Source organism: Bradyrhizobium sp. USDA 4454, assembly GCF_054822705.1.
Genome location: NZ_JBTRCN010000001.1, coordinates 7,837,159 through 7,855,052 on the forward strand (window position 1 = coordinate 7,837,159; position 17,894 = coordinate 7,855,052).

The following is a 17,894-nucleotide window of genomic DNA, read 5'->3' on the forward strand; positions in this document are numbered from 1 at the left end:
TCTTTGACGACGCCGACCGAAACCATCCACCTTGCTGCCATCTCAGTTCTAGCCTATGAGGAGAGCTTCTGTTTTCTAGGTGGCGAACCAGTCGCCATAGCTCCGCAATCGCGGCGAGTACGGCGCCGGTTCCGATCTTCCCTCCGAGCACCCTCTGAGCGCTGCTATAGCGTTCTTCAAAGCCTCGTCACGGGTCATGCCATGATCTCCACGGCGTGCTGTTAATGCGGCCTCAAGGGCGACGGAGAAGGAAGCGCGGGTGGAGGTAGGTCCACCCGCGCAGGCTTGACGGCTCGCAAGGTGCAGCGCGAATGCATGAGCAGCCAAGCCCGTACGTCTCCTAGCAATTCCTGAGCCAGACGATCATGATGCCACGGCTCGGCTGATCATCGCGCCTTCAGAAGAAGCGCACGGAGGGCGGGGACCGCCGACCGTGCGAGTTGCGATGCGCGGCTTGGCCCTCACGAGGTCAGTCAGTCAGAGACCAAGCCATGCATGGCTCAGCAACCCGCGTGCCAGAAGATCAGAAAGAGGAGGAAAGCAAATTGCGCGCTATCTCGGCACGCCAGCTTACTGCTCGTGGGAGCTTCCGGACATGCATGCCGTCAATCCGACGCGGTTGAACGAGATCGAACGCGCCCCTAGTCGCGCCGAGGCCGCCCCAGGGATCGGATCAATCTCTTCATCATGCACAACGATGAACTCTCCGGGCTCTAGGTGGTGTGGACACTAGCGCATCCATAGAACAATGGCAGCGAGAGTGACGACGGCCCGGTAATTCCGGGCCGTTTTTTTTTCGAAGCGGGTTGCGACACGTCGGAACTGCTTGAGCTTTGAGAAGCAGCATTCGACGAGATGACGCTGGGCGTAGAGATGCTTGTCGAGCGGGTATTTGAGCGCGCGTGACGGGTTGTTGGGAATGACGGCGAGCGCGCCTTTGGCGGCGATGGCTTGGCGCAAGTGATCGGCGTCATAGGCGGCGTCGGCCATGACGACCTCGGCGGACAAGCCTTCGATCAATGCGGCGGCTTGCGGTACATCGCCCTTCTGACCCGAGGTCAGCGTGAACCGCACCGGACATCCCAAGCCTCGAACGGCCAGATGTATCTTGGTGCACAGGCCCCCGCGCGAGCGGCCGATCGCCTGATCTTCAGCCCCCTTTTTTGGCGCCGGCAGCGTGCTGATGCGCCCGAACGATGGTGGAATCGACGATCAGATATTCGAAGTCCGGATCATCGGACATCGCCTCGAAGATCCGCCACCAAACACCCTTGGTGCTCCATCGGCTGAAGCGCCGGAACACGCTGTTCCAATCGCCGAAGACCTCCGGGAGATCGCGCCAGGGAGACCCCGTACGCACGATCCACAGCACTCCTTCAACGAACATTCGGTTGTCGCGCCCGGTCGAGCCCTTCTGATCGGGGCGCCCTATGATCAACGGCGCCATCCGCTTCCACGCCGCGTCGCTCAATACCAAACGGGTCCATCACACCCAAGGCGGCCTCCCCAAAAGCAGCCTTGAATCTGATTGCTCCAAAAAGGGAATCCTTAGAGTCCACACCACCTAGGCCCAGAGTTTACAACATCCCATTTTCGAGCGGGCAGTTGACCATTGCGGCCTTTGCGCCGCTATCTTTCAAGGCTAGCTTCACGGCTTTCCTTTGGTCTGCGACCGCGTAAGTTCTGTGCCTATACTCGTCGTCGTCTTCCTTGATGGCGACTGTTACTAACCAACCATCCATATTGCTGCGTTCCGGAAAGGATCGCCTCGGTCACCTCATTGCATGAATGTTTCAGCCGCAGGGACGGCCAGCGAAGCCAGTCCCAGCAAAATGACGCAAGGTATGTACGGGAGGTCGCCGCGCACTACACAGCTCCAGCACTAAACGGAGCGTGCGCTCCACAAACCAGCGATCTATGCTCCGCAACTGACACGGAAATACAAGGCCCACACCTACCAGCTTGCGTAGGTATCGGTCGCACGGGTCAGCGATCCATTTGCTGGCGCGCCCAGCTAACGAAATCATCGAACGAAGACGACGGCCACTGAACCGACGCTTCCTATGATGGGTCCCCGTCGAGATCGTATTGTCTGGCGCGGTCTCTCGCGAATGCGCGTGCAGAGGTTCGAACGCGGGAACGTGTCAACCGCTTGTTTGAGGCTGAAGATCTGCTCCATACCGACCTGCGTCCAAAGAGAGGCTCCGTGTCGTTACCGCCGTAGAGCCGCCACGTCCAGCTGACCGATGTCGCACTCAAGCTCCAGGAGCGCAGCGTGGCCGCGTTAAAGCGCCAGGCGGCCGCGTTGGAAGCCTTAATCGCATCTACCCAAAGGCTCGGCCGGAATTTGGCGTCGACTTTGCTGCCACGGCGCCAACTCAAACAACGCCGAGGACGATAACTGAAGCGCGCTTTTCATCATGTGAGGGTTGGCAGCGAGGGTTCGCGTCCGATAGTTACCCAGATGACAACGTCGATAAGACGCGGCTGTGGACAGGCCTGTGCAGGGATCGGGACCTGACCATGTCGGAAAGTCGCTAAAGCTAACACAAAAACACAACGAACCGCCGACCATCGGCTGGCACGAAGTATGCAGATCCTTGGGCGTGCCTGCGGGCCCTCCCTCAGGCATGGCTACCATCGCAACTTGAGGCCGTGGCTGGCCACTGAGGTTAGCGGCGCGTGACATGAGGATAGGGCGGCGTCTGCTCGGCCGATACCGACGGGCGCGTCGTCACGTCGCCGCTAACTTTCAGTGCTGAGGACAGCGAAGTCGCGGTCCCCCTAGGATTGAGCCCGCCCAGAGAGAACAGGTAGATCCGGGCAGCAGGTGAGAAATGGCTGGAAAATGCGCGCTCTCGTTCTGTCTCGCCCTTCTGCTGATCTGCTGCGCTGACCTAGCCGTCACAAACAGCAGTGTTCGCGCCAACGACATCCCGCTCGTGCATAACGTCAAATCAACCTGGCGGGCGCAAAACGGCGAGACCGTCGAACAAATCCTCTCCAAGGTCTCGAAAGTAGCGCACTTGGTCCCTCGAAGCTGGGGCGTCGCTCGAGGAGCCGACCGAAGCGAATATGTTTTCTTTTCGTGGACCAGGCACCGCGACAATCGATCACACGAAGTGTACGTCATAACTTGGAGGTTCTCTTCTGAGGGAACGCCAGAGATCGCCTCGACATACGCGAAGCCGCTGGAACTGGGCTGGCGCGCTTTCGCTCTCTCGCTGATTGCCGCTGAAGTCACGGACGGCATAAAGGACGTGAACCTTCGCTTTCTGCATGATCCGGCCAACTTCAACTTCGTGACCACCCCCCAAGGCAAGCTAGGCGATCTGCTCAGGCATGGCCGTTGCACCATCGTAGAACCTGTGGGCGTGAATTATTTACCGAAGGTGAATGAGACGCGGATTACCAAAGGCGATCTATGGCGGGTTCTCCTTTTGGTGAACTGCAATATTCCGGGGCCCGATTACTTCACCCGAAAAGGTGTCATCATCTTCGAGAAGCGCGAGGGACAAGCTTGGGAGCCGCAGTCGTTCTTTGCCCGGCGCATAGCGACATTCCCCCCGGGCTCCTGGTTCGATCACATAGAGCGAAATGAACGGGACGCGCTGGAAAGGGCGCGAAAGGCCTCGGAAAATGAACGCAGAGAACAATTTCGCGGCGCGGCTCCTTGACGCTGGGCGCCTCGCGGCAATCGCGCGTACGTGTGGCGTGCAGGCGGATGTTTCGTACTACGTCGACGAGGCGCTTAAGGAGCTTTGGCGAACGAGATCGCCCGAAGAGGCAAAAGCGATCGCAGAGCGGTGGGTATTATGGGACGCGAAAGGGAAGCCCTGGCCGCGCATGCCTCCGCTGGAAAACGTTGTTTCGTTTAATCGCACCGACTCGACAGTGACATCAGTCGTGACGCGGCCTATGACGCCCTTGCAGACAATCCGCGACTGGTTCGAGAAGCAGGATGAACAGGTGCGATACGAGATCGCCGGCATGGCGGCACTTTTGATCTTTGAAGGAAGCGGTCTCCTCGACTTCAGCAGCGAAGAGTGGTGTGACTATTTTCGGAAGTGGCTGAACGAACCCGCACTCCCCAACCATACGGTTATCGGCCGTGCTTTGACGTTCCGCACATGCCTCGAGTATTTTGGCGAGAGCAGGTTCACAGAGGCAGGGTGGGCACGATCCGAGCAGGCAGCTTTCAAAATCCTAGAAGATGCGAACCGCGATCCGGATTCCGAAGCCGCGCATCTCGCACCGATTGCACGAAAAACATTGGCCACCTTACCCGCGCGGAAAAGCAATTGGATCGAAGTGGGGCGGTCCTGGAGAGAGCTGGCGAGCGCCGAGCTCACTGCCCAGGCTCTCAGGGTTTGGGGCGCCTCGCAGGCGAAGCCGAATCATAGGCTTTAGCCGCGTCGAGGGTTCGGAAATGCGCGGTAGCGACATCGGCCCAAGAGCAGTCAATATTTGAAGAACCTTGTCGCGCAAGACTACGGTCAGCTCGTGGGCGAGGTCATGGAAATTGCTCCACACCGGAATGGCCTCGTTTGACGCGCCATCGTGCCTCTTCGCTGCCCCGGTTACGATCGCACAGAGCTATTCGGACCAGGGAAGACGATCACGCACTTACATCCTTGCGTTCACGGAATGACGAGCCGAGCCGGCCACCGACGAGTAGTACTATCGGCTTGACGTTAAAGCCCCTTCCCGTCGTCGTGAGGCCAGACACCGCCGACCTTTGTCCAAAATGCAGTTTCGGCTTCGCCCGTCACGATGAAGGCTTTGTGACTGGAGTTCTTCGGTTTACCTTTGCGTGTCATGGAATACTCCCGTTGATCTTGCCGCGAAGCAGGCCGTTTGGGAGATAGAAAACGGAATTTGCCGGACGTGCCGGCAAGCGGTTGATGCCAGTATAGGAATGGCGGTTGACGGCGTAATCTCTTGACGCAACTGCTCGGCCAGAGGTGATGCAAGTGCGACACGATTTGTGTGATGAGACGGGGCGCACCGTAGTCGGATTGCGCGGGCGCCTCATATCGATCCTCATCGGGTGCTGGTGAGAGAACTTCAACGGGCGTCGTCATCAAAGTCGGTGACGTGCGGTTACCGGAACCGGTTGCTCTAACCTGTACCAAGCGTCCTGTGCGGTTGCCTTCTGTCTTGTCTGGTCAATGACGGCGCTGGTCCGAAACCTGACGTGACGATGCTCGAAAATTGTCCTTCATTCACAGCGCTCCGGGCAGCACTGCGGCTAAAATCTACCAGATCCGGATAACGGTAGCGGTGGACACCTTGAGGAGCCGTGCTTTGCAATCACTGTTTGCACGCGCCGCTATCGGCGCGCGGATTGCACAGGCTGGTTACTGAATGCTCTAACTGCTATGTGCCGGAGAACTTGATGTGCTCTTCTTTCCCGGTCTCCCGCCGTGATCCGGTGACGGAGGCAGCTCCTCGCCGTGCCTATTTGGTCGGAACGGGAATTGCCTCTTTGGCAACTGCGGTCTACCTCCTCAAGGAGGGCGGGCTATTAGGTCAGCATATCGTCTTGTTCGAGCAGCTCGAACAATTCGGCGGAAGCCTTGACGCACATGGTAACCCAAAGGACGGATATGTCATGCGCGGCGGACGCATGTTCGAGGAGAAGTTCAATTGCACCTACGATTTGCTATCGTTCATTCCGTCGATTGCTGATCCGTCCAGATCGGTAATGGAAGAACTGAAGGAATTCCATCAGGAGTTCTTCTGGAACGACAAGGCGCGCTTGGTATCTGGCGGTCAGATCGTCGATGTTTCCGATCTAGGGTTCAGCGAGAGAGACCGACTAGACTTGATCTCGCTTTGCGGGGCACCAGAGTCGTTGCTTAACTCCCGGACGATCCAGGACTGGTTCGGATATCATTTCTTCCAGAGCAACTTCTGGTTCATTTGGTCCACAACCTTCGCGTTTAAGCCTTGGCATAGCGCGACCGAGTTCAAGCGCTACTGTCTGCGGTTCCTGCATTTGTTCTCGACAATCGACACCATGGCGGGGATCTACCGGACGCAGTTCAATCAGTTTGACGCCATAGTGCGCCCGATCGTCGCATGGTTGAAGGCCGGCGGCGTACAGTTCGAGATGGCGGCGGAAGTGATCGATATTGAGGTTGTGATCGAAGGCCCGCAGAAGATTGCGACGCGGTTGCACTATCGGCAGGGTGGCAAGGACCGCGCTATCGATCTGGCTAAACGCGATCTGGTGTTTGTGACCAATGGTTCAATGACATCCGATACCAGCTACGGTTCGATGGACACGGTTCCAGTGCTGAAGACGGAGCGAAGCGGAGGTTCGTGGAAGCTTTGGGAGCTACTGGCCGGCAAAAGCCGAGACTTCGGTAACCCTACGGTTTTCGTCTCCAAAATCGATCGCTCCAAATGGGAGTCGTTCACTGTCACGGCGGACGACGCGTGCTTCTTCGACTGGCTTGAGGCCTTCTCCGGCAGTAAGGCGGGCAAGGGCGGACTGGTGACGATCAAGGACTCCAATTGGCTCTTGACTATCGTCCTTAATCGTCAACCGCACTATTACGAACAGCCGAAGAATGTCTGGGTGTGGTGGGGCTACGGGCTCTTCCCGGACAACCCTGGTAATTTCGTGCATAAGCCGATGTCGGAGTGCACGGGGCGTGAAATCCTCGTCGAACTGCTTTCGCACCTGCGATTCAACGAGATCATCCCGCACGTTCTAAAAACGTCGCGTGTGGTTATGGCAATGATGCCTTACATCACCGCGCAGTTCATGCCGCGCGCGAAGACCGACCGACCGAAGGTCATCCCGAACGGATCGAGCAACCTGGCCTTTATCGGTCAATTCTGCGAGATTCCCGACGACGTTGTTTTTACGGTCGAATACTCAGTGCGCGCGGCACAGACCGCCGTGTTCGGCTTGCTCGATATTCAACGTCCGGTCTCGCCCTTCTACAAGGGCCAGCACGATTCCCGCGTCCTCTTCGACGCCTGGAAGACGTTGCATCGCCATTGATCCGCAGCACCAACCAAGGACCCCTCATGGGACGTGTGAATAACAAAGTCATCATTGTAACGGGCGCGGCTCGCGGTATGGGGGCGGCTCATGCCCGCCTGCTGGTGGCTGAGGGAGCCAAGGTTGTAATCACTGATATTCTTCATACCGAGGGAGAGGCTCTCGCCGCTGAACTCGGCAGCTCGGCCGTCTACGTCCATCAAGACGTTACCCGGCCAGAGGACTGGGCCAAGGCAATTGCAAGCGCGGAGCTTGGCTTCGGCCTGCTGCATGGCCTAGTCAACAATGCGGGGATCGCCAACATTGCGCCCCTAGAGCAGTTCCCGCTCGATCGGTGGAATGAGACCCTGGCTGTCAATCTCACCGGTGTATTTCTGGGAATGCAGGCGGCTCTGCCAGCCATCAGGCGTGCGGGCGGAGGTTCGATCGTTAACATCTCGTCGGTTGAGGGGTTGCGGGGCAGTGCCGGGCTTCATGCCTATGTTGCTTCCAAGTTCGGCGTGCGAGGCATAACCAAGTCCGCTGCGTTGGAGGCCGTAGCCTCATGCGTACGCGTCAACTCGATCCATCCCGGCCTTATCGCCAGCCCAATGACCGAGAGCTTCGATTCCTCGCTTTTCCCCATACCGCTTGGCCGACCAGCCGAGCCGCAAGAGGTGTCGCAGGCTGTCCTGTTTTTGCTCAGCGACGAGTCGAGTTACGTTACCGGTTCCGAGATCGTCGTCGACGGCGGTCTGACGATCGGCGTCCCGCGTAAATGCCTGGCGCCCGAGAACATCTTTTGCTGAGCCATCTCGTTAGTCGATTAATCCAGTCGGATGGAATGTCGCCATGTATTACTGTAGCGGCAATTACGAAGCATTCGCGCGCCCTCGCAAACCCAAAGGTGTGGATAACAAGACGGCGTGGTTTGTTGGTTCGGGTCTGGCCGCGCTTTCAGGCGCGGCTTTTCTGATCCGTGATGGCCATATGCGTGGCGATCGGATCACTATACTGGAGCGGCTGAAGATACCCGGCGGAGCGCTCGACGGTAGCCACGACCTGAAGCGAGGTTTCGTGATCCGGGGTGGCCGTGAAATGGAAGATCATTTCGAGTGTCTATGGGATTTGTACCGATCGATCCCGTCGCTCGAAATCGAGGGGGCCAGCGTACTCGACGAATTCTACTGGTTGAACAAGGATGATCCAAACTATTCACTTCAGCGGGTGACGGTGAACCAGGGACAGGATGCCCATACCGATGGCCTCTTCACGTTGAACGAAGCCGCGCAGAAGGAAATGATTTCTATCTTTCTGGCCTCCCGCGAGGAGATGCAAAATAAGCGGATCGACGAAGTATTCGGAACGGATTTCTTTATCAGCAATTTCTGGCTCTATTGGCGCACAATGTTCGCTTTCGAGGAATGGCATTCCGCACTTGAGATGAAGCTCTATCTGCATCGGTTCGTCCACCATATCGGCGGCCTGCCGGATTTCAGCGCGCTAAAGTTTACTAAGTACAATCAGTATGAATCCCTGGTTCTACCGCTGTGCAAATGGCTGCTCGAGGAAGGCGTCAACTTCCGCTACGACGTCGAAGTTACTGATGTCGATTTCGACCTAAAGGCCGGACGCAAGCAGGCCACCACCATTTACTGGTTGGAGGAAGGTGTCGCGGGCCGCGTCTCCCTTGGCGCCGATGATCTTGTATTCATGACGATCGGATCGCTCACCGAGAACTCGGACAAGGGAGACCATCACACGCCCTCCAAACTCGATGAAGGCCCGGCGCCTGCATGGGATCTGTGGCGCCGCATAGCGGCCAAGGACGCGGCCTTCGGCCGCCCGGACGTCTTCGGAGGTAATATCCCCGCTACCAAATGGGAATCGGCGACTGTCACGACTCTGGACGCGCGCATTCCGGGATATATCCGCAAGATCGCCAAACGCGATCCGTTCAGCGGCAAGGTCGTCACAGGAGGCATCGTTACGGCGAAGGATTCGAGCTGGCTCCTCAGTTGGACCGTAAACCGCCAGCCGCATTTCAAGCACCAGCCCAGCGATCAGGTCGTCGTTTGGGTCTACTCACTTTTTGTCGACGAACCTGGAGACTACGTCAACAAACCGATGCAAGATTGCACAGGCGAGGAAATCACCCAGGAATGGCTGTATCACCTCGGCGCGCCGGTCGAGGACATACCAGAACTCGCCGCAACCGCCGCCAGGACAGTGCCGGTGATGATGCCGTATGTCACCTCTTTCTTCATGCCGCGGCAGGCGGGGGACCGGCCAAACGTTGTGCCCACAGGGGCTGCTAACTTTGCTTTTATCGGCCAATTCGCCGAGTCGGCGGAGCGCGATTGCATCTTCACGACCGAATATTCGGTTCGCACGGCGATGGAGGCCGTCTACACGCTCCTGAACGTTGAACGTGGTGTGCCGGAGGTCTTCAATTCGACCTATGACATACGCAAGCTACTTATGGCAATCGGCAGGCTGCGCGACGGCAAGGAAGTCCCAATCCTCAACCCGGCGGTTTTGGGTGAGCTAATGCTGAACCACTTCGACACCACGAAAGCCCGCACAGCGGCTCGATAAATATCATCGTTCTCTGAGCGAGGCGCTTTGCTCCTATCCTGTGCAACCGGAAGGCTGCATTGTTAACTGTACGTGTAGGCGTGAGTTGCAAGGAGCCGGTCTCGGGCGAAATCGTCCATTCGCAAGGCTGCGCGAGACAGTTCCTTCACGGTTTGCACGTGCTCGCTGGTAGCCGCTCATGCTGGCACTCCCGCTGCGGCGGAACCTCTTCCGAAGCTAGAACTCCGCCATCTTGAAGAGGAGGCCATCGGCTCCGTCGTCGTGAAGGCGGAGTATGATTTCGTCCGGTGAGAAGGTGGGGGAGACTTCTCCTCGATGCGCGGGAGATCTGAAGCTATCAGTGTCATTATGTATTGCGTTTTCTTCGTCGCAGTCAGACACGCACGATCTCCAACAGCGCTAGCTTCTTTCCGTCGTCCAAAGCCTCGAAAATGCCATCGTGGTACACAAAGTGAAAGAAACCGACGTCCTCTACACCTTCAGCAGAGCCAAATCGAAGAGAGCGCAGACCAGCTTTTTGTAGCTCGTCCCTTTCTGACTGGAAGTGTTGCCGGTTTGGCCGGGCAGGCCCAGGCCGATGGTGTAATCAAAGTTGCCGCTTTGTTGACGTAGAAATAGAAAATGCCTTCGTGATTTAACACGCGTAATAGCCGTTAAAAACACGCCGGAAGTTCTCGTAGATGGTTGTTGGTTTCGCGACCATGGCCTTGATTTCATCGACAACTTGACCACGTTCGCGTCACTCTCACGGACCTCCCGTGCGGTGGCGACCACCACGTCAACTTCTTGCGCTGCTCTTCCAGGTAATCGAAGCGTCGAGCTCGTACTTGCGTTGAACTGAGGACTCGTCAAATCCAAACAGATAAGCCACAAATGGCTTCCAATAGGCGTCTTTGCCTATCTCGAATTTCTGGAGCTGTAACTCGTCGCTGAAGTCGCCCTGGGCCATCATAAAGTACGTGATGGCCATGCGATAGTCGTAAGGCTTGAGAATCTCCAGGTCGAGCCATCCATCCATCAACTTGATGGCCTCGGCATTACTCAGTTCAGGATGGTCCCATTGATCGTCCGGCATCAACCAATCGCCTGCCACCTTGGGCGTGGCGCGTCCGGGCAACCTTGTTGGGATTGTCAGGGCCACGTCGAACGGTAACGAGTGGCCGGAATTGAGGCGGATCTCGATGAAGAACTGGTACCTGAGAACCTTGATGCTTGACTAGGGACTGCTCCGGCGCAGCGCCTTTGAGCATCAAAACTTCGATTAGGTGGAGGAGAGTGGTTTGCCAAGGTTGTGCGAGGCTTGGCTCGGGATTACTAGCGAAGGATTCCTCGAATTTGAGCAGTTCTGCATCCCGGGTTTCCCCTGGGAGCACTCAAGTTTTAGCCTAAGTCCGTTGCATCTACCAACTTCGCCACGCCCGCATGCCAAGGGCTTCATAACCCGGTCTGTGCCTGTCGCCAAGGTGTTAGGATTGGATCGCGGCCGTGGCACCTCAATGGACGTCGATCTGGACAGGCGTTGCAAGCTAATGGATTATTCGGCGCTTGGAATTTCATTGGAAGCACACGTAGATGCCCTGGCGTGCGATGGAAACTCGGGATCTTCAGGGGGTGAACAGTGTCGCGGGTCGTGTTCACCTGAACTATCGCGAAGACGCGGAGGTTTTTGCTGAACGTCTGCGGCTCTATCCCAAGGGATGCTTCGTTCTCAAGGGCCGACGTGCCGGAATTGTTGGCTACGTCGTCAGCCACCCGTGGCAATTTAGGCAGCCACCCGCGCTCAACGCCCTTTTGAAGAAACTGCCGGTACCTGGGTCAACCTACTATGTCCATGACATCGCCCTGTTGCCGGCGGCACGGGCCAATGGTGCGGCTTCCGACGCAGTGCGCCAACTCATTGCCCACGCAACGGAAGCCCGCTTTCCGAATGTCTCATTGGTAGCGGTGAATGATTCAGAACAATTCTGGGAGCGTCATGGTTTCCACACGTTCGAGGACGCCACTCTCAGCAAAGCGCTCGCTACCTACGACAGATATGCAAGGTATATGGTGCGTCGCAACGCACCGTGAAAGCCTGCGGAAACTGCTTCGCTTGTTGGCGTCGCAGCTCTGCTTTGGCTAACCTAGTTATCTGCACGCCGAGTTCTTGTGAGTGACGTGAGTTTCTGCGACTCGCAAAAGTCGTGCGAGCCGAGCGCCTCGGTCATGTCGCGCGCGCCGCTTTGCACCCTGCGTCGCTGCTGGCGCGACCTTCTTCCTCTTCATGTCGGGAAACACGTTTGAGGTTGATTGCCGCTGCGCTCAGCTGATTTTTTATGTGCGAAGTAACAGTATCCCGACGCTGGTACGGCGATTCTGTCGGCACCTTCCATCAGCCGCAAGCAGACGTACGTGTGCCGCGGACTGCAGGCCGCGCGGCGCTTCCCTCGCGGTCGAACTTAAGCTCCTGCTTTTCAAGGATGGTATTAGGAGGAAATACTGGTTGTTCGGGAACAAGCGGTGGTCGGCTTGGCCTTGTTTCGCGTGCGGAGCCGCAGGAAGGGCGCAACGGCATGCTAGGCATGCTCTTGCAGTAGCAGACGCCGCGCTTGCCGCGGACTTCAATTTCCAGAATGCGCTCACCTGCTTCGCGATCGTTGACGATCGAAACATCGTGGTACTCTAGTCGCTTTGCATCATCAGGTCCCAAGCTGATATTCGCCATGAAGATGATGAAGTCGCAACCCTTCTTCGCCCTGATAGCGATAACTCTCCTTCTTATGCGATCGATGCGGTATTCCGCGATCATGCCGAAGGTGATGGAGCAGTTTGGTCGCCGAATGTGATGAGATGAGATACTTGCGGCGTTGTTCGCGACCCGCGATGTAGAGGGGCTGCGACGCCCCTCGGTCAGCACTGAAATTCGTGGAGAAAATGTTCCGCGGCGTCTTCGAAGGTACCATTCCGCGGCGAATTGGTTCGCGTTCGAAATTCCTTCGAGTTTAGTGCTGGTCCGATGGCTGCGGTTCGCGACGCCCGCGGCGACCTGCCAGAACTGCTGTCGGCACTTCGCTTGTAGATGTAGCACTTGCCGCCCAAGAGATCGTAACGCTCGACGGTGCCGTCCGTCTCGGCGTACCCAGCTCCGTGAATCGGGAACTTTGGCCCAACCAAACTAATGATGCTAACCTCGTCCACGGACCTTGTCCACGTACGTCCTCCTGGCCGTGGTTTGAACACCCACATTTTGGCACAATCGATGCCGTTCCGCTCCATCGGCTATGCCGCCTATAACAAGCTCGCGCGATCTAATCGCGGCAACGATGGCATCACATTGGTCGAGCGGATGACGAAGCTTCGGCAAGTCGAGAAGACCGTGCGCCGTCCAAGCCCCGACGCAAGCATCGCCACGCGCCGACAAGCCTCCGCCGCGATCGTCGCAGATCTCTTCGATCTCTAGCAGCAGACCTTGCGGCGGATCTCCGGCAAATCAAAACTGGCCGAGGCGATCCGCTATGCCGTCTCACGCCGTGCCATCTTCGAACACTTGCTGGCCGACACTCGCATTTAGCTCGACTCCAATATTGTTATTGTCGAAAGGGCCATCAGGCCACAAACGAGTACGAGAAACAAATTTGCCCCTTCGCTGGCCGCGACGGCGGCGGGCAAAACTGGGCGGCTGTCGCAACGCTGCTGCAGACGGCGAAAATGAACAACGTCAATCCGTTCGATTGGCGCGCCGTACAACTTCAACGTATCGCTAACGGTTGGCCAAGCAGCGGAATCGACGCGCTTACGCCTCTGAACTACGCCAACTGATGGCCTCAGCTTACCGCTTAAAAAAAACACCCGCCAGCGACCTTCTCGCGGTTCCGAGTTCTTTCGAGATGCGCCTGCAGCCGCGGAGCGGACTCTGCGCGCGCACCAATGCTTAGCCGGGCTTTGCTGCCTTTAACAACCGTATCCGTATCTTCAGCAACCGGCGACAACGAGCTGACCACCGACGCTCGAAAATGCCGTTTTTATTCTGAAGGCGCGTTGCCATCAGAACTGGCCGATCAGGCAATCTTGGGAAAGTACAGGCGACCGCCCCAATCTCGTCGTCACTCATATCACATCCATTGATTCAACTGCTCACCGCTGATGTTGTTGTATCTTGAGATTATCCAATAACTTCGAGCCTTCACTGAACGATCTGGACCAAGATCGCTCTGCCAAGTCCAGATAGCTTTTTAGCAACTCGGAGGGCGTTTTTACCTCGGCAACGACTCTTAGAAAATTGGCGTGATCGTGCAAAGAGGAAGCAGTCAACCTCAAACTGTCCTTCAAAGCCGCCGCGAAGAAGTTTGTCGTTGCTTCGATCGACTTCTGCCATTCTGGAAACACGAATGAAGCGCGCGTGGCTGTCGTCGACTCCTTAGTGTGTTCGGCGGCGCCACTTGGCCCAGCAGCCGATGCTTGGGCCAACGGCGGCCCTTGTTGTGTGCGGCGTTTCTCGTCTTCAGCTACGGTCGATGCCATTGCTTTCCTCTCTGAACTGTAAAGTTGTGATTAACCCGCAGAAGATAGCACGACCTTCAATATCCGACACCTGCCACTTTTTGTAGCTTCGATCGCAAGGACCTGACTTGACGACGAAATACAACGTGAGCAGTGCTGACCGCGAATTATTCAGTCTGCCAGATTCCGGTAAGTGTCCCGATGGCAATTCTGCGGCGATAGTAACGCGAGCCGAGGGGAAGCAGATCGCTGATCGCCGAGTTGTGTCGGTCGCGAACGGCAGGCCGCCACAATGGCGTACCGCGCTCAATCAGCGATTGGTTCGAGAGGCAGGAGCAGCAGGTTGATGCGAGATCGGTTGCATGGGCGAGTTCAAGGGGAGCTCGATTTGGACGGCCGAGACGGTGTGATGGATTTTGCGAAAATTGATGCGCAAGGATAGCGCTCATGCGGTCATTGGTCATGCTTTGAGGTTCCGGGGCTATGTCGCGGAGAGTAGGGTTTCCAGATGGGGAAAACATCCGAAATGGCATGTCGCAAAGGCGTATAGGGGCTAAGCAGCACCTCCCTGGGTAAAAGCAGATGGATAGAACTAGAAGTTTCGATAGACCTCGACTGTGAGACCTTACCGGGCGATCTCAGAGAGAGGATCGCCTTGCAGTCCAAACGGCGCTGTCAAATGCGGTGCCAAGGCTGATGCACTCGCTCAGAGATATGAAAGTGATGCGTGATGAGCCGCTGCAGTCGCCTACAACGCGGGCCGTGAAAGCTGGCCGAGAGAGGCAGCAGCGCCAGGGGAGACTCGACTGCCGCTTATTGAGGAGCAGCCGCAAAGGACGGTGTGAGGTGGTCGTTGATCCTCGATGGCAGATCAATCCGGTCCACTTCAGTCTCGGGCTCGGGTCTTGTCCCCCAGTGATGGTGTTGCTCGGTAGCGTAAAGCTGCGCGCAACGGCTACCGCGACCGGACCTGGGAGATCCTCGCCGGCGCGGTCGAGCTTCGTCTCCCCAAGCTGCGCAAGGGGTTCCTATTTCCCCGGCTTTTTAGAGCCGCGCCGGATGGCCGAGAAGGCGCTCATCGCCGTGGTGCAGGAAGCCTATGTGCAAGGCGTCTCAAACCCGCTCGGTGGACGAATTGTCCAGGTCATGGGGATTAGCAGGATCTCCAAGCGCCAGGTCTCGCGGCTGTGAGCGGAGATCGACGACAAGGCGAAGGCATTCCTCGCTCGCCCGATCGAGAGCGACTGGCCCTATCTGTGGATCGACACCACCTACGTAAAGGTGCGCCAAAGGGGCGCAATCGCGTCGGTCGCGATAACGTCGCGGTCGGCGTCGACAGCGATTGCCGGCGCGAGATTCTCGGTGCTGGCGCGTGCACTTTATGCGTAAGGCGCTGGCCCACGCTGGCAAGAGCGGTCTCCTCTGCCTCCATCGCAACCGCCTTTGGCCAGGACGATGCGGAAGCGCACGGGAGGATCGAGCAGCTGATTTGGACCGATCCAGTGCGCAGATGCGTTCGCGAAAACACGGCGAAATGCGCCTCAATTCGTCTCCAGATTAGCCGAGAGGTCGGGATAGCGCTCCCGAAGCAAATCGAGGAAGGAACGCAGCGATGGATTCGAATTGGCCTGGCGCCAATGTGCGTGGAAGTTCAGCCGCGTCGGCCCGTCGGCATCATGAACCTCGCGGAAGATGACACCCGGATAGGCTGCGCCCGTTGCGCTTTCCAATGCCAGCAAGATGCCCCAGTCTACGCTGACCAGGGTGAGAAGCCGGTCGAGCGACAGATCATGGCGTAGCAACGGGCAAGGATCGTAAGATTTCAATTTGCTGATGAGTAGCTTGTGAAATTCCGGTCCGGGGCCGCGTTGTGACGTCAGAATCGGTTCGCCCATTAGTTCGCCCCAGTGAACCACATCACGGCCTGTCAGCCGATGGCTCGCTGGCAGCGCGGCGACTATACGCTCGCTCCAGAGCAACAATGACCTCTCGTTCTCCCCCGCATTGGGCGTGGCTACGAAGGCGACGTCAATGGCTGAGTTGGTGAGGTCGGAAATTGGATGATCGCTCGCTCCATCTACGAGATGCGTTTCGACACCCGGAAAACGGTGCCGGTGCTCAAGGAGCGTGGCTCGTAAATTTCCAGCTGAGAGGGATGTGTGGATGCCGATGGTCAATCGACCGCTCTCGCCGCGCGAGTGGCTCTTGAGGCGAGCCGCGATCCTTTCGGTATCATCCACTATGCGCCGAGCGGCATCGAGGAATTCGTACCCCTCGACGGTCGGGCGGGTGGCGCCTTTTGTGCGCTCGAAAAGCGTGACACCTAACTTGTATTCGAGGTTTCTTAGGCGACGACTAAGGGTAGGCTGCTTGATTCGAAGCGTCTCTGCTGTTTGACGCAAGCTCCGGTGCTGAGACGCGGCGATTGCCCAGCGCAGTTCTCGGAATTCGACTGGTGTGGTTGAAGTACTATGGTGAGTGGCTGTGACCGAGTGCTTCATTGACTGGCTCATCGATTCAGCCCTTGGTTATCTTCGGCTCCGAGCGACCTCAGACTTTCGATTAAATTCCTCCTCCCAGCGATGAACCGATTACCGACCCGCTGGGAGTCGACGTTGTCTATGTGCGAGTGACGTCCGTCGATCGGTAGCGCACGTATTCACCAAAGCTCTCTTCATCAGATCTCGGTAGCTTCACAGCAATGTAGGCAAAAGCGTCAGCGAGAGGCGGATTATCACATTCATATTGATCCACCGGAACGCCTAGTTCGCCTACCAGGTCTCCCCGATGCTTCTCACTTCGGCTTCAGCATCCTCTTGGGGCGCGAGGGCGTCGGGCACGTTATCGTCGGCGGTCGCTCTACAAGCTGTTGAGAGCACCGATCCTGCTGGCACCAGAGTTTCAAGATGCCTGGAAAGTTCATGCCGAGTTGCCTAACTGTTCCGCTCGGCTGCTCGCCCGCGGTCGCGTTGTCGTGGCTTCCTGCGCGTCGCCTGTTCCTCTCCAGCATGTGGTGACCATATCGTGGGACTGTCGCATCGTACCGCGAACCTGTCTGAAGCTTCCCGCTCGACCTGTTAAGCTGCCAGCAGAGCGAAGGCGATTCTGCTGATCCTCTGGCAGCGTCTTCAAGTCTTGCAGCGGCAGTACGCGTCGAACCGTCCGCCCATATCGAGCAGCACTTTGCACTCGTCCCTCCTGCCGCGAGGTTGCCACCTTCGAACACGACATCGGGTTTCACAGGCCATTGCCGGTCCCAAACAACAGAAGTCCTGCTACGCGGCGATAGCTCGCCTGCCGGAGCGATCGGCGCGTAGCCGGCGAACTCAGGATCGATGATATCCAGTTTCTCAGTGTAAGCACCAACCGTCAGCGCATTCCACGCCTGTGCCGGATCGTCGATAGCCTCGAGATCATTGCGTGTGAGGTGATCAGCAGGCGTCAGATCCTCGGCGATGTTTCCCGCGGACAGGATAATCAGACGCCGCTGATCCTCCTCAAAGCAGAGTTGGTCGACCGCCGCTGACCACGATGTCGGTCGCTCACGCGCCGGGTTTGCGCTGGTAACCGCCATAGCTATGGCCCGGCGCCGCGTCGGCGCCTGGATCTCGGCGCGAGCAATCGCCTCTCCGGTGACCGCTCCATAGAGCTCAGGATCGTTCGCCTCGTCCTCGGGCGGCAGAATACGAACGCTCTCCAGTCGGTAAGGCAAGGCAAGGCAAGGCAAGGCAAGGCAAGGCAATCGGATCGCTTCCGACGAGCAGAGGGACAAGGTCGCCATAGAGCCCGACACCGGCCATCCGCGTCCCGTGACCTTGCC

The 17,894-nt window shown here is 57.6% G+C and carries 12 protein-coding genes and 3 pseudogenes; 8 read left to right on the forward strand and 7 right to left on the reverse strand.

The window, feature by feature from the left end; translation table 11 throughout:
- Window positions 1-729: 729 nt before the first annotated feature.
- Window positions 730-1,496, reverse strand: a pseudogene (locus tag ACVIW0_RS36505) (IS5 family transposase).
- A 1,341-nt stretch (window positions 1,497-2,837) separates the two neighbouring features.
- Between ACVIW0_RS36505 and ACVIW0_RS36510 the strand changes: the two are divergent.
- The 5 genes from ACVIW0_RS36510 to ACVIW0_RS36530 all read left to right on the forward strand — a co-directional run bounded on the left by ACVIW0_RS36510 (window position 2,838) and on the right by ACVIW0_RS36530 (window position 9,595).
- Entirely contained in the window at window positions 2,838-3,677 is an 840-nt protein-coding gene (locus ACVIW0_RS36510) for a nodulate formation efficiency C protein (protein WP_461346246.1), read from the forward strand.
- Window positions 3,640-4,410, forward strand: a complete 771-nt coding sequence (locus ACVIW0_RS36515; protein WP_461346245.1) for a hypothetical protein — start codon at window positions 3,640-3,642, stop codon at window positions 4,408-4,410. Before ACVIW0_RS36510 ends, ACVIW0_RS36515 begins: the two co-directional genes overlap by 38 nt.
- A gap of 988 nt (window positions 4,411-5,398) precedes the next feature.
- Window positions 5,399-7,018 carry an oleate hydratase gene (locus ACVIW0_RS36520; RefSeq protein WP_456854944.1) on the forward strand — a complete coding sequence of 540 codons (1,620 nt, stop codon included), beginning with the start codon at window positions 5,399-5,401 and terminating at the stop codon, window positions 7,016-7,018.
- Window positions 7,019-7,044: 26 nt separating this feature from the next.
- On the forward strand, window positions 7,045-7,806 hold the full coding sequence (locus tag ACVIW0_RS36525; protein WP_461346244.1) for a glucose 1-dehydrogenase: 762 nt from the start codon (window positions 7,045-7,047) through the stop codon (window positions 7,804-7,806).
- 43 nt (window positions 7,807-7,849) lie between these two features.
- Window positions 7,850-9,595 carry an oleate hydratase gene (locus tag ACVIW0_RS36530; protein ID WP_456854940.1) on the forward strand — a complete coding sequence of 582 codons (1,746 nt, stop codon included), beginning with the start codon at window positions 7,850-7,852 and terminating at the stop codon, window positions 9,593-9,595.
- Between the two features lie 471 nt (window positions 9,596-10,066).
- Here the strand turns inward: ACVIW0_RS36530 and ACVIW0_RS36535 are convergent, their stop codons facing one another.
- Together ACVIW0_RS36535 and ACVIW0_RS36540 are read right to left on the reverse strand one after the other, a co-directional pair.
- Window positions 10,067-10,372 (reverse strand): hypothetical protein, encoded by a 306-nt coding sequence (locus ACVIW0_RS36535; RefSeq protein WP_461346243.1) that lies wholly within the window; start codon window positions 10,370-10,372, stop codon window positions 10,067-10,069.
- A 1-nt stretch (window position 10,373) separates the two neighbouring features.
- Window positions 10,374-10,670, reverse strand: coding sequence for a hypothetical protein (locus ACVIW0_RS36540; RefSeq protein ID WP_461356697.1), 297 nt, complete (start codon window positions 10,668-10,670; stop codon window positions 10,374-10,376).
- Between the two features lie 497 nt (window positions 10,671-11,167).
- On the opposite strand from ACVIW0_RS36540, the gene ACVIW0_RS36545 reads away from it, so the two are divergent.
- Window positions 11,168-11,665 (forward strand): GNAT family N-acetyltransferase, encoded by a 498-nt coding sequence (locus ACVIW0_RS36545; protein WP_461356698.1) that lies wholly within the window; start codon window positions 11,168-11,170, stop codon window positions 11,663-11,665.
- 301 nt (window positions 11,666-11,966) lie between these two features.
- Here ACVIW0_RS36545 and ACVIW0_RS36550 read toward each other — a convergent pair whose 3' ends face one another.
- Window positions 11,967-12,491 (reverse strand): hypothetical protein, encoded by a 525-nt coding sequence (locus ACVIW0_RS36550; protein WP_461346240.1) that lies wholly within the window; start codon window positions 12,489-12,491, stop codon window positions 11,967-11,969.
- 360 nt (window positions 12,492-12,851) lie between these two features.
- On the opposite strand from ACVIW0_RS36550, the pseudogene ACVIW0_RS36555 reads away from it, so the two are divergent.
- Window positions 12,852-13,393, forward strand: a pseudogene (locus ACVIW0_RS36555) (IS66 family transposase); the annotation flags it as partial.
- A 315-nt stretch (window positions 13,394-13,708) separates the two neighbouring features.
- Here the strand turns inward: ACVIW0_RS36555 and ACVIW0_RS36560 are convergent.
- On the reverse strand, window positions 13,709-14,095 hold the full coding sequence (locus ACVIW0_RS36560; protein WP_461346239.1) for a hypothetical protein: 387 nt from the start codon (window positions 14,093-14,095) through the stop codon (window positions 13,709-13,711).
- Window positions 14,096-15,009: 914 nt separating this feature from the next.
- Between ACVIW0_RS36560 and ACVIW0_RS36565 the strand changes: the two are divergent.
- Window positions 15,010-15,438 (forward strand): annotated as a pseudogene (locus ACVIW0_RS36565) (transposase); the annotation flags it as partial.
- A gap of 177 nt (window positions 15,439-15,615) precedes the next feature.
- Here the strand turns inward: ACVIW0_RS36565 and ACVIW0_RS36570 are convergent.
- Window positions 15,616-16,575, reverse strand: coding sequence for a LysR family transcriptional regulator (locus tag ACVIW0_RS36570; RefSeq protein ID WP_461346238.1), 960 nt, complete (start codon window positions 16,573-16,575; stop codon window positions 15,616-15,618).
- 293 nt (window positions 16,576-16,868) lie between these two features.
- A complete protein-coding gene (locus tag ACVIW0_RS36575; RefSeq protein WP_461356699.1) occupies window positions 16,869-17,855 on the reverse strand; it encodes a S8 family peptidase in 987 nt (328 codons plus the stop codon).
- Window positions 17,856-17,894 lie beyond the last annotated feature (39 nt).

Coding starts and splice junctions, on each gene's coding strand:
- ACVIW0_RS36520 (WP_456854944.1), top strand. CDS start 5,399: ATGTGCTCTTCTTTCCCGGTCTCCCGCCGTGATCCGGTGACGGAGGCA.
- ACVIW0_RS36545 (WP_461356698.1), top strand. CDS start 11,168: ATGCCCTGGCGTGCGATGGAAACTCGGGATCTTCAGGGGGTGAACAGT.
- ACVIW0_RS36540 (WP_461356697.1), bottom strand. CDS start 10,670: ATGCCGGACGATCAATGGGACCATCCTGAACTGAGTAATGCCGAGGCC.
- ACVIW0_RS36515 (WP_461346245.1), top strand. CDS start 3,640: ATGAACGCAGAGAACAATTTCGCGGCGCGGCTCCTTGACGCTGGGCGC.
- ACVIW0_RS36510 (WP_461346246.1), top strand. CDS start 2,838: ATGGCTGGAAAATGCGCGCTCTCGTTCTGTCTCGCCCTTCTGCTGATC.
- ACVIW0_RS36570 (WP_461346238.1), bottom strand. CDS start 16,575: ATGAAGCACTCGGTCACAGCCACTCACCATAGTACTTCAACCACACCA.
- ACVIW0_RS36530 (WP_456854940.1), top strand. CDS start 7,850: ATGTATTACTGTAGCGGCAATTACGAAGCATTCGCGCGCCCTCGCAAA.
- ACVIW0_RS36575 (WP_461356699.1), bottom strand. CDS start 17,855: ATGGCGACCTTGTCCCTCTGCTCGTCGGAAGCGATCCGATTGCCTTGC.
- ACVIW0_RS36560 (WP_461346239.1), bottom strand. CDS start 14,095: ATGGCATCGACCGTAGCTGAAGACGAGAAACGCCGCACACAACAAGGG.
- ACVIW0_RS36525 (WP_461346244.1), top strand. CDS start 7,045: ATGGGACGTGTGAATAACAAAGTCATCATTGTAACGGGCGCGGCTCGC.